We start from the raw sequence: 11,577 nt of genomic DNA, 5'->3' as shown, positions 1-11,577 counted from the left end.
GCCGGTGGTCGAATCAGTACCCTTGCTGGCGAGACGTGCTGTCTCTTCGCCGGTGAGCTGGCAGAACACGATGCCGGTGGCCGTGGTGGTGGCCCTGGCCGCCATCGTGCATCTGTCGGTCGCCAACCGGTACGGCTGGCATACCGACGAGTTCTACTACGTGGTCTGCGGTCAGCACCCGGCGTGGGGATACTTCGACCATCCTCCGCTGGTGCCGCTGATGGCCCGGGTGGCCTCTTTGGGCGGCTTGTGGGGGCTGCGGCTGCTGGCGATCGCGATCCACCTGGGGTGCATCGTGCTGGCGGCGTTGCTGGCCGCCGAACTCGGTGGGCGGCGCATCGCGCAGGGCGTCACCGCGGCGGCTGTCGCGGCCAGCCCGCTGTTCATGGGTGCGGCGTTGTTCTTCGGCACCACCGTGGTCGATCAGCTGATCTGGATCGCGGTGCTGCTACTGGTGGCGCGGGCACTGCGGATCGGAACGGCGCCGGCCTGGCTGCCCGCCGGAGTGGTGGCCGGCATCGGGCTGGAAGCCAAACAGACCGTCGCGCTGCTGCTCATCGGCATCGGGGTGGGGCTTGTGATCTTCCGGCGTGAGGCGCTGCGCTCCCCGGGGCCGTGGGCAGCCTGCGCCGTGGCGGCGGTGTTGGCGGCTCCGAACCTGATCTGGAACGCCGCACACGGCTGGCCGAGTCTGACGTTCGCCCACGCCATGTCGGTGCGGATGGGCGGCCCGATGGGGTCACTGTCCCAGCTGCCGCTGCTTCTCCTGCTCTATGCCGGTCCGCTGCTGATCGTGCTGTGGGTGATCGGCATCGGCTGGCTGGCCTCCGACGAGGGCCGCGACTATCGCTGGCTGCTGGCGGTGCCGGTGGTGGTGGTGGCACTGGTCATCATCAGTGGCGGACGCTGCTACTACGTGGGCCCGGTGTTCGCGGTGCTGTTCGCCGCCGGTGCCATGCGTATCGAAGACCGGAATCCCGACCGGCTGCCGCCGGGGTGGGCAGTTGCGCTGGTCGGCCTATTCACCGGAGCGGCGGTGCTGTGCCTTCCGATGCTGCCCCCGACCACCGCCGACTCGGTGCGCAAGGTCAATCCCATTCCGCTGGAGACCTACGGCTGGCCTCAGTTCGTCGACCAGGTGGCGGCGGTCGCGGCGCCGCTTCCCGATGATGTGCCGATTTTCGCCGGAAACTACGGGGAAGCCTCGGCGCTGCGGATCTTCGGCCCCGCGGCGGGCATCCACCGTTCGGTGGTCAGCGGAGACAGCAACTACGCGCTGTGGGGTCCACCGCCCGGCGACGCAGGAACGGTGCTGTGTGTCGGGAGATTCCCGGTCCCCAAGCTCACCCAATATTGGGCACACGTCACCTACCTGGCTTCGGTCAAGCTCCCCGGGGGTGTGCACAACGGGCTGCGCGGCGTCCACATTTATCTGTGCGAGCAGCCGCGGGGTAGCTGGGCGGCGATGTGGCCGCGGATGCGCCACAGCTCCGGCGTGCCGTACTGACCCGCTGGCTCACCCCCGGCGTCACTCATGGTTCGCCGATCAGGCATGCTGTCTACATTGACGCGACAGCGGGCCAGGACTGTGAGCTCCCCGGTCATCAAGGGGCTCCCGGCGGAGCGTGTAAGTAGCCAACTGTTGGCTAATACGTCAATTAATTAGTTGCTACGCTCCACCGGTTCATTAGTTGACAATGGGGGACCGGTGGAAGAATCAGCACCCTTCCTGGCGAGACGTGCCATCTCGTTGCCGGTGAGTCGCCGGACGCTCATTCCGGTAGCCATCGTGATGGCCGTCGCCGCGGTAGTGCATCTGGCCTTCGCCATGAACTACGGCTGGCACCCCGACGAGTTCTACTACGTGATCTGCGGTCAGCACCCGGCGTGGGGCTACTTCGACCACCCGCCCCTGGTGCCGCTGATGGCCCGGGTGGCCTCGCTCGGAGGTTTGCTGGGGCTGCGACTGTTGGCGATCGCAATCCACCTGGGCTGCATCCTGTTGGCGGCTTTGCTGGCCGCCGAACTCGGTGGGCGGCGCACCGCCCAGGTGATCACCGCGGCGGCTGTCGCCGCCAGCCCGCTGTTCATGGGTGCGGCCATGTTCTTCGGCACCACCGTGGTCGACCAGCTGATCTGGATCGCGGTGCTGCTGCTGACGACCCGGGCGCTGCGGATCGGAACCGTGCTGGCCTGGCTGCCCGCCGGAGTGGTGGCCGGCATCGGGCTGGAGGCCAAACAGACCGTCGCGCTGCTGCTCATCGGCATCGGAGTCGGTTTGGCGATCTTCCGCCGTGACGCACTGCGCTCCTCGGGACCGTGGCTGGCCGGCTCCGTCGCCATCGCACTGGCGGTGCCGAGCCTGATCTGGAACGCGGCACACGGCTGGCCCAATCTGGAATTCGCCCACGCGATGTCCGTGCGGATGGGCGGCCCGGTGGGCTCGCTGACCCAGCTGCCACTGCTGCTGCTCCTGTACGCCGGCCCGCTGCTGGTGCTGTTGTGGGTGATCGGGGTGCGGTGGCTGGCCTCCGACGAGGCCGTTGAGCACCGCTGGATGCTGGCGGTTCCCGCGGTCGCGTTGCTGCTGTGCGTCGTCACCGGCGGTCGGTGTTACTACGCGGGTCCTGCGCTGGTGGTGCTGTTCGCCGCCGGGGCGGTGTGGATCGAAGACGAGAATCCCGACCGGCCGCCGCGAGGCTGGGTGGTTGCACTGGTGGCCCTGTTCGCCGGCGCGGTCGTGTTCTGCCTGCCGGTCCTGCCGCCAACACAACAGACCATGTTGCGCCGCTTCAATCCCATTCCGATGGAGACCTACGGCTGGCCGCGATTCGTCGAGCAGGTCGCGGCTGCCGCGGCGCCGCTGCCCGACGACGTGCCGATCTTCACCAGCAATTACGGCGAAGCCTCGGCACTGCGCATTCTCGGCCCCGCGGCCGGCGTCGACCGTCCGGTGGTCAGTGGTGACAGCAGCTACGCCCAGTGGGGGCCGCCGCCCGGCGACGCCGGCACGGTGCTGTGCGTCGGCCGATTCCCGGTCGCGAAATTGGCGCAGTATTGGCGGCACGTCACCTACCTGGCGTCCATCAGATTCCCCAGCGGGGTGCACAACGGGGAGAGCTCCGCCAAGGTCTATCTGTGCGAGCAGCCCGTCGGCAGCTGGGAGACCATGTGGCCGCGGATGCGGCACAGCTCAGGGGTGAGCTACTGAGCTGACGGGGCGGGCAGCAGCGCGATCACGTCGGCGAGCAGCGCGCCCATGCGGGCCGCCGATTCCCGGCCGGCCGCCAGCACCTCGGCGTGACTGAGCGGCTCACCGGTGATCCCCGCCGCCAGGTTGGTCACCAGCGACAGACCCAGGACCTGGGCGCCCGCGGCCCGGGCCGCGATCGCCTCGTGCACGGTCGACATGCCCACCAGGTCGGCGCCCAGGGTGCGCAGCATCCGGATCTCGGCGGGCGTTTCGTACTGCGGACCGGCCATACCGGCGTAGACGCCCTCGGCGAGCGTCGGGTCGACCTGGTGGGCCAGCGCGCGCAGCGACGGGGTGTAGGCATCGACCATGTCGACGAAGTGCGCGCCCTCGAGGGGGGAGCGCCCGGTCATATTCAGGTGGTCGCTGATCAGCACCGGTTGGCCGACGTGGTAGCTGGTCCGCAGGCCGCCGGCCGCGTTGGTCAGCACCACAGTGTTGGCCCCGGCCGCCACGGCGGTGCGTACCGGTCGGACCACGTCGGCCAGCGGATGGCCCTCGTAGGCGTGGATCCGGCCGACCAGCACCAGCACCCGGTGCGAGCCGATCTGCATGGACATCAGCTCGCCGGTGTGGCCTGCCGCGGTGGGGGCGCTGAAGCCGGGCAGCTCGGCCATCGGCAGGGTTGCCGTCGCGGTGCCCAGGGCTGCGACCGCGGGCGCCCACCCGGATCCGAGCACGACCGCCACGTCATGCGTCTGCACGCCGGTGCGCCGGGCTACGGCCGCGGCCGCCTCAGTTGCCAGCGGTACCGTCACAGGCACTGAGTTTAGTGGCGCGCCACGATGGGATACTGCCTGAATGTCTCCAACGCCCGTGTCGCACGCCGTCGAGGCGTGGCTGGCGGTCTATGCCGAGGAATTGGTGGCATGGCGGCGGCATCTGCACCGCCACCCGGAGTTGAGCCGGCAGGAGTTCGCCACCACCCAATTCATCGCCGAGCGCCTCGCCAGCGCCGGGCTCAATCCCAAGGTATTGCCCAGCGGAACCGGCCTGACCTGCGACTTTGGTCCAGAAGATGGGCCGCGCGTCGCGTTGCGGGCCGATATCGACGCTTTGCCGATGACCGAACTGACCGGGGCGCCATACGCCTCGCTGGTGCCCGGGGTGACGCACGCCTGCGGTCACGACGCGCATACCGCGATCCTGATGGGTACGGCGCTGGCACTGGCATCCGCGCCGGAGCTGCCGGTCGGGGTGCGGCTGGTGTTTCAGGCCGCCGAAGAACTGATGCCGGGTGGGGCGATCGATGCGATCGCCGCGGGTGTGCTCAGCGGGGTCAGCCGGATATTCGCGCTGCACTGCGATCCGCGGCTGGAGGCTGGCCGGGTGGCCACCATCGCCGGACCGATCACCTCGGCGGCCGACACCATCGAGATCACCGTCCACGGCCCCGGCGGCCACACCTCGCGACCGCACCTGACCGCCGACCTGGTCTACGGGCTGGGCACGCTGATCACCGGGTTGCCCGGGGTGCTGTCCCGGCGTATCGATCCGCGGAACAGCACGGTGCTGGTGTGGGGTGCGGTGAACTCCGGGGTTGCGGCCAATGCCATACCGCAGTCGGGGCGTCTGGCCGGTACGGTGCGCACGGCCAGCCGGGACACCTGGGTGGCCCTGGAAAGCATCGTCGAAGAGGCGGTGGCCTCGCTGCTGGAGCCGCTGAATATCGAACACACGCTCAACTACCACCGCGGCGTGCCGCCGGTGGTCAATGAAGCGGTGTCCACACAGATGCTGACCCACGCGATCGAGGCCATCGGGCCCGAGGTGCTGGCCGCGACGCGCCAGTCCGGTGGCGGGGAGGATTTCTCCTGGTACCTGGAGCAGGTGCCCGGCGCCATGGCCCGCCTCGGGGTCTGGCCGGGCCGCGGCCCGCAACTGGATCTGCACCAGCCGACGTTCGACCTCGACGAGCGGGCTTTGGCCGTCGGCGTGCGGGTGATGGCCGGCGTCGTCGACCAGGCCGGCATGCTCTAGCTCCCCCCCTTCTCCGCGAGCGTGCCCCCCTTTTCGGCGAGCGTGCGTGTCTGTGCGCCGACACGCCGCGGATCCCGTACAACGACGCACCCTCGCGCCACCGCGGGGACTCCACAGTCCTGCCGTTGTCCACAGGAGACGCCCACCGGGCGGCAAGCGGGAAGCGATGTGCATTCCCGGCGTCGACGATCGGCCGCATGGACCAACGACTGCACCGGCTACTCGATCTGCAAGGCGGCGTGGTCACGTCCGCTCAGGCGCTGACCTTCCTGACCCGCCGCGGGCTGGAAGCAGAGTTGAAACACGGCCCACTGCAAAAGATTTGGTACGGGATCTACGGCTATGGAACAGTCACGACCGAGCTCCTTTTGCGTGGGTTGGACCTGGCGACCGATACTCGCGTCACGGTCTGTCTGGGGACCGCGGCTGCGGTACACGGGTTCGACACCGAGGAACCTGTCGATCTGCACGTCCTCAACCCGCCGCATCAACAGCTCCGGTCAGCCGACGGACTGGTCGTGCATCGGCGCGAGGGCGCCCCCCTGAGTGAAGTCGCGGGCCGGCCGGTGACTGCCCCGGAGTGGACGGCCATCGAGGTGGCCCGGTCGTTGCGCCGGCCCCGGGCGCTGGCCACGCTGGACGCTGCTCTTCGCAGCGGAACCTGCTCGCGCCGCGGGCTGCAGCGCGCGGCCAGTCGGCAGGCGGGCCGACGCGGCATCGTGGCCGTGCGTGAGCTGCTACCGCTGGCCGACCCGCTGGCCGAATCGGCGATGGAGAGCGAGTCGCGGCTGATGATGCTCGACGGTGGCTTGCCCGCCCCGGTCCTGCAGCATCAGATCGTGGACCGCGATCACCGGATCTGGCGAGTCGACTTCGCCTGGCCGAGCCGGCGGGTCGCAGTCGAGTACGACGGCGTGGTCTGGCATGAGGGGCCGGAGGCATTCGTCCACGAGCGCCGGCGCCGCGCCGCATTGCAGGAGATCGGCTGGGTGGTGGTGTCGATCATCGCCGACGACGTCCGGCGCCGGCCGTGGGAGACCATCCGCCGTATCGAGACCCAACTGGGGCGTGCTGCCGCCTGACCCGGGTCCCTGCCGGGTGAGCGTGCACCGTTGTACGGCATCCGCGGCGTGTCGCCGTACAAACACGCACCCTCGCGCCAAGGAGGAGGAGGAGGAGGAGGAGGAGGAGGAGCTAGGAGCCGGGGCCGATGTTGCGGGCCGGGCGGGTCTGCAGGTTGCGCACGTATTCCTCTGGGGCACCGGCGATCTGGGCGGCTTCGGCCACCACGCCGAGGTACCTCGCCGACGGCAGCCCGCGCTCCCAGGCGTCCACGACATACAGCCACGCCAACACCGGCGCGGGCTCGCTGTCGACCGGGTCCGAAGTGATCCCATCCACCCGGTCCACCCGCAGACGGATCTTCTTGTGGATGCCGAACTCCGAGCCTTCCCAGCTGTCCATGTTCTTCTCGTCCTCGGGAGTGACGTCGTAGAGCACGACGAAAACACTCGAGTCCGGGTCCTCGACCACCGTCGCCAGGGCGCCCTCCCAGCCGATGTCCTCACCGGCGAAGGTCAGCCGCCAGCCACGCAACCAGCCGGTGCCGGTCATCGGGGAATGCGGTGCCCGCTGCAGCATCTGTTCGGGATGCATGTTTGACCCGTAGGCGGCGTAGAGCGGCACGGCAGAAATCTTAACGCCACGCTCCAGATAGGTTAGTCGCTGTGACTCCTGCCTTGACGCGCATCGTGATCGTCGGCGGCGGCCCGGCCGGCTACGAGGCGGCGCTGGTTGCTGCCGCCAAGGGTCCCGAAGCGGTATCCGTGACGGTGGTGGACTCCGACGGCATCGGTGGTGCCTGCGTGTTGTGGGACTGCGTTCCGTCCAAGACCTTCATCGCTTCCTCAGGGGTGCGCACCGAGCTGCGGCGTGCCCCGCACCTGGGCTTCGACATCCATTTCACCGACGCCGAGATCGAGCTGAGCCAGATCCACGAGCGGGTGAAGTCCCTGGCCGCGGCGCAGTCCGCCGATATCCGCACCCAGCTGATCAACTCCGGTGTCGAGGTCATCGCCGGCCGAGGGGAGCTGATCGACGCCGAAGCCGGCCTGGCGCATCACCGGATTCTGGTCACCGAGCACGGCGGCGGGCAGCGTGTTCTGGCCGCCGACGTGGTGTTGATCGCCACCGGGGCCAGCCCGCGCACCCTGCCCGGCGCCGAGCCGGATGGCGAGCGGATTCTGACCTGGCGACAGCTCTATGACCTGCGCACACTGCCCGAGCACCTGGTGGTGGTGGGTTCTGGAGTCACCGGCGCGGAGTTCGTCAACGCCTACACCGAACTCGGCGTCAAGGTGACCGTGGTGGCCAGTCGTGACCGGGTGCTGCCGCACGAGGACCCCGACGCGGCTCGGGTGTTGGAGAGTGTGTTCGCCGAACGCGGCGTGACCCTGGTCAAGAACGCGCGGGCCGCCTCGGTGACCCGCGAAGGAGACGGGGTGCTGGTCACCATGGCCGACGGCCGCACCGTGGCGGGCAGCCACGCGCTGATGACGGTCGGATCCGTGCCCAACACCTCGGGGCTGGGCTTGGACCGGGTCGGGATCAGACTGGCGCCCGGAAACTATCTGCAGGTAGACCGGGTGTCACGGACGTCGGTGCCCGGAATCTACGCCGCCGGCGACTGCACCGGACTGCTGCCGTTGGCCTCGGTGGCCGCCATGCAGGGCCGGATCGCGATGTATCACGCGCTGGGGGACGCGGTGGCTCCGATCCGGCTGCGCACGGTGGCCGCCGCGGTGTTCACCCGCCCCGAGATCGCCGCGGTGGGCGTGCCGCAGTCGCAGATCGACGACGGGACGGTGCCCGCACGCACCGTGATGCTGCCGCTGCAGACCAACGCGCGGGCGAAGATGAGCCGGACGCGATACGGGTTCTTGAAGCTGTTCTGCCGGCCGGCGACCGGCACCGTGATCGGTGGGGTGGTGGTGGCCCCGATCGCCTCGGAGCTGATTCTGCCGATCGCGCTGGCGGTCCAGAACCGGATCACAGTGGCCGACCTGGCCCAGACGCTGGCAGTGTATCCGTCGCTGTCGGGCTCGCTCACCGAGGCGGGCCGCCGACTGATGACGCACGACGACCTCGACTGAGGTGAAGCGAGCATCACAGCTTGTTTTGGCGGGCGGCCACGTAGCCTGACACACGTGAGCACGCTGGGACCGGACCAACGAGCACGAGCCTGGGAACGACTGGGCAGTGAGCAGTTCGACGTGGTGGTGATCGGCGCCGGTGTGGTGGGCGCCGGCTGCGCGCTCGACGCTGCCACCCGCGGCCTGAAGGTGGCGCTGGTCGAGGCGCGTGACTTCGCCGCTGGGACGTCGAGCCGAAGCTCCAAGATGTTCCACGGTGGACTGCGCTATCTGGAGCAGCTGGAGTTCGGGCTGGTGCGCGAGGCGCTGCACGAACGTGAGCTGTCGCTGACCACGCTGGCGCCGCACCTGGTCAAGCCGCTGCCGTTTCTGTACCCGCTGACCCGGCGGTGGTGGGAACGGCCCTACGTCGCCAGCGGGATCTTTCTCTATGACCAGCTGGGCGGAGCGAAATCCGTTCCCGCGCAACGGCATCTGACTCGCGCTGGCGCGCTGCGGCTGTGCCCGGGGCTGAAGCGCAGCGCGTTGATCGGCGGTATCCGCTACTACGACACCGTCGTCGACGACGCCCGTCACACCCTGACGGTGGCACGCACGGCGGGGCACTATGGCGCGGTCATCCGCACCTCCAGCCAAGTGGTCGCGCTGCTGCGCGAAGGCGACCGGGTGACCGGGGTGCGGGTCCGCGACTCCGAGGACGGTGAAGTCACCGAGGTACATGGCCACGTGGTGGTCAACGCCACCGGTGTGTGGACTGATGAGATCCAGGCGCTGTCGCGCCAGCGCGGCCGGTTCCACGTCCGGGCCTCCAAGGGCGTGCACATCGTGGTGCCGCGGGACCGGATCGTGTCGGAGGCCGCGATCATCCTGCGGACCGAGAAGTCGGTGCTGTTCGTCATCCCGTGGGGCACCCACTGGATCATCGGCACCACCGACACCGACTGGAATCTGGATCTGGCCCACCCCGCCGCCACCAGGGCCGACATCGACTACATCCTGACCCACGTCAACACCGCGCTGGCCACGCCGCTGACCCACGCCGACATCGAAGGCGTGTACGCCGGGCTGCGGCCGCTGCTGGCCGGGGAGAACGACGACACCTCGAAACTGTCGCGTGAGCACGCGGTGGCGGTTCCGGCACCGGGTCTGGTGGCGATCGCCGGCGGCAAGTACACGACGTACCGGGTGATGGCCGCCGACGCGATCGATGCCGCCGCCGAGTACATCCCGACCCGGGTGGCGCCCTCGATCACCGAGAAGGTGCCGCTGCTGGGTGCCGACGGCTACTTTGCGCTGGTCAACCAGGCCGAGCACGTGGGTGCCCACCAGGGTCTGCACCCCTACCGGGTGCGTCACCTGCTGGACCGTTACGGCTCGCTGATCCACGATGTCCTGGCGGTGGCCGACGGGCAGCCGGATCTGCTGGACCCGATCGCCGAGGCGCCCACCTACCTGAAGGTCGAAGTCGCCTACGCGGCCGCCGCCGAGGGTGCACTGCATCTGGAGGACGTGCTCGCCCGGCGGACGCGGATCTCCATCGAGTTCGCCCACCGCGGGGTGAACTGTGCTCGCGAGGTCGCCGAGGTGATGGCGCCGGTACTCGGCTGGGACGACGCCGACATCGACCGGGAGGTGGCCAACTACGCCGCGCGCGTGGAGGCCGAGATCCTGTCGCAGGAGCAGCCCGACGACGCGTCGGCGGATGCGTTGCGCGCGAGTGCTCCTGAGGCGCGAGCCGAGATTCTGGAGCCGATTCCGCTGACGTGAACGCAGCGCCATCACCGCGGGACCGGTCTTGACCCGCCGACGGCCGGCGCCGCTGCCGCCGCGCGACGGTCTGGGGCCGGTCCGGCTGCGTCTGCACGGTGGTCCGGTCGCCGCCGAGCTGCGCACGCGGTTCGGCGCGGCCACCGCGGCGAAGGTGGCTGCCGGCGAAGTGGTCACCGCGGACGGGACGGTGATCGACGACACCACGGTGTTGCCGGCTGGTGCGCACATCTTCTTGTACCGCGATCTGCCCGACGAGGTCCCGGTGCCGTTCGAGGTTCCGGTGCTGCACCGTGACGCGGATCTGGTGGTGGTCGACAAGCCGCATTTCCTGGCGACTATGCCGCGCGGCAGGCACGTGGCCCAGACCGCTCTGGTGCGGCTGCGGCGCGAACTGGACCTTCCGGAGCTGAGTCCGGCGCATCGATTGGACCGACTCACCGCCGGGGTGCTGCTGTTCACCACCCGCCGGGAGCTGCGAGGTCCCTACCAGACCCTGTTCGCCCGCGGCGTGGTGCGCAAGCAGTACCTGGCACGCTCCTCCGCCGAGCCGACCGTCGCGTTACCGCAGCTGGTGCGCAGTCGCATCGTCAAAGAGCGTGGTTGCCTGCAGGCGCGCGAAGAACCCGGCGAGCCGAACGCCGAGACGCTGGTCGAGTCGCTGGGTGATGGCCGCTACCGGCTGACCCCGCGCACCGGACGCACCCACCAGCTGCGAGTACACCTGGCCTCACTCGGCCTGCCGATCGACGGAGACCCGCTGTATCCGCAGGTCATCGATGTTGCACCCGACGACTTCTCGCAGCCGCTGCGACTGCTGGCCCACCGCCTGGAATTCGACGACCCCTTGACCGGACAATCCCGCACTTTCGTGAGCGAACGCGACCTCGACGCCGACTGACCGCGGCTGCCGGTGTTTCGGCCGTGACGGTCGTGGGTACAGCAACGCACGACCAGAGCAGAGGGGAGTCTGAGTCTGATGAAGGCACACAGCAAGATGACGATCGCAGTGCTCGGCAGTGCTGTCGCGTTGGTGGCAGCCGGTTGCAGCGGCACCAGTGAAGAGGGGCCGGGTACCAGCACGACCTCGACCACCACGACGACGACCACTGAGTCGGAGACCACACTGGAGCCGGTTCCAGGTGCACCCGGACCCGAGAACCCGGGCGAGCCGGGCGAGCCGGGTGGCCCGACCGGTGGCGGCGGACCGGGTGGCGGCGGGGGTTCGATTCCCGGCGGCCCGACCGGTGGCGGCGGACCCGGCGGTGGCGGCGGCGAGATCCCAGGCGGCCCGACCGGTGGCGGCGGACCCGGCGGTGGCGGGGGTTCGATTCCCGGCGGTCCCACCGGCTGGGGCGGTCCCGGCGGCGGCGGAGGCTGCGTGCCCGGAGTGGGCTGCGGCGGATGGCCGTGATCGACCAGCAA

At 69.5% G+C, this 11,577-nt stretch carries 10 protein-coding genes; 8 read left to right on the top strand and 2 right to left on the bottom strand.

From position 1 onward, the window contains the following. The first annotated feature begins 52 nt into the window (after positions 1 to 52). Both AWC18_RS05145 and AWC18_RS05140 read left to right on the top strand, forming a co-directional pair. Positions 53 to 1,507: a glycosyltransferase family 39 protein gene (locus tag AWC18_RS05145; RefSeq protein ID WP_234806428.1), complete on the top strand. Its 1,455-nt coding sequence runs from the start codon at positions 53 to 55 to the stop codon at positions 1,505 to 1,507. Between the two features lie 249 nt (positions 1,508 to 1,756). Then, on the top strand, positions 1,757 to 3,211 hold the full coding sequence (locus AWC18_RS05140; protein ID WP_234806427.1) for a glycosyltransferase family 39 protein: 1,455 nt from the start codon (positions 1,757 to 1,759) through the stop codon (positions 3,209 to 3,211). Here the strand turns inward: AWC18_RS05140 and AWC18_RS05135 are convergent. Further along, complete coding sequence (locus AWC18_RS05135; protein ID WP_064996806.1) at positions 3,205 to 4,011, bottom strand: purine-nucleoside phosphorylase; 807 nt, start codon at positions 4,009 to 4,011, stop codon at positions 3,205 to 3,207. The genes AWC18_RS05140 and AWC18_RS05135 overlap by 7 nt on opposite strands. Before the next feature lie 43 nt (positions 4,012 to 4,054). Here AWC18_RS05135 and AWC18_RS05130 point away from each other — a divergent pair, with 43 nt between their 5' ends. Then, positions 4,055 to 5,233: a M20 family metallopeptidase gene (locus AWC18_RS05130; RefSeq protein WP_085137992.1), complete on the top strand. Its 1,179-nt coding sequence runs from the start codon at positions 4,055 to 4,057 to the stop codon at positions 5,231 to 5,233. A gap of 197 nt (positions 5,234 to 5,430) precedes the next feature. Next, complete coding sequence (locus AWC18_RS05125; protein ID WP_064996808.1) at positions 5,431 to 6,315, top strand: type IV toxin-antitoxin system AbiEi family antitoxin; 885 nt, start codon at positions 5,431 to 5,433, stop codon at positions 6,313 to 6,315. A gap of 112 nt (positions 6,316 to 6,427) precedes the next feature. Here the strand turns inward: AWC18_RS05125 and AWC18_RS05120 are convergent, their stop codons facing one another. Further along, a complete protein-coding gene (locus AWC18_RS05120) occupies positions 6,428 to 6,919 on the bottom strand; it encodes a gamma-glutamylcyclotransferase family protein (RefSeq protein ID WP_076049909.1) in 492 nt (163 codons plus the stop codon). A gap of 41 nt (positions 6,920 to 6,960) precedes the next feature. On the opposite strand from AWC18_RS05120, the gene AWC18_RS05115 reads away from it, so the two are divergent. The 4 genes from AWC18_RS05115 to AWC18_RS21610 all read left to right on the top strand — a co-directional run bounded on the left by AWC18_RS05115 (position 6,961) and on the right by AWC18_RS21610 (position 11,566). Further along, positions 6,961 to 8,385, top strand: coding sequence for an NAD(P)H-quinone dehydrogenase (locus AWC18_RS05115; protein WP_208858318.1), 1,425 nt, complete (start codon positions 6,961 to 6,963; stop codon positions 8,383 to 8,385). A gap of 54 nt (positions 8,386 to 8,439) precedes the next feature. Continuing rightward, on the top strand, positions 8,440 to 10,152 hold the full coding sequence (locus tag AWC18_RS05110; RefSeq protein ID WP_064996811.1) for a glycerol-3-phosphate dehydrogenase/oxidase: 1,713 nt from the start codon (positions 8,440 to 8,442) through the stop codon (positions 10,150 to 10,152). A 28-nt stretch (positions 10,153 to 10,180) separates the two neighbouring features. Next, entirely contained in the window at positions 10,181 to 11,053 is an 873-nt protein-coding gene (locus tag AWC18_RS05105) for a pseudouridine synthase (RefSeq protein ID WP_085137990.1), read from the top strand. Between the two features lie 78 nt (positions 11,054 to 11,131). Beyond that, complete coding sequence (locus AWC18_RS21610) at positions 11,132 to 11,566, top strand: hypothetical protein (protein ID WP_064996813.1); 435 nt, start codon at positions 11,132 to 11,134, stop codon at positions 11,564 to 11,566. Positions 11,567 to 11,577 lie beyond the last annotated feature (11 nt).

This window comes from Mycolicibacter nonchromogenicus, from assembly GCF_002101775.1.
Classification (GTDB): domain Bacteria; phylum Actinomycetota; class Actinomycetes; order Mycobacteriales; family Mycobacteriaceae; genus Mycobacterium; species Mycobacterium nonchromogenicum.
The sequence above is the reverse complement of the archived record's forward strand: the minus strand, read 5'-3'. Positions and strand labels throughout refer to the sequence as shown.

What these genes read in the sequence shown, in the direction of transcription:
- AWC18_RS05130 (WP_085137992.1), top strand. Translation starts at nt 4,055, where the DNA reads ATGTCTCCAACGCCCGTGTCGCACGCCGTCGAGGCGTGGCTGGCGGTC.
- AWC18_RS05125 (WP_064996808.1), top strand. Translation starts at nt 5,431, where the DNA reads ATGGACCAACGACTGCACCGGCTACTCGATCTGCAAGGCGGCGTGGTC.
- AWC18_RS21610 (WP_064996813.1), top strand. Translation starts at nt 11,132, where the DNA reads ATGAAGGCACACAGCAAGATGACGATCGCAGTGCTCGGCAGTGCTGTC.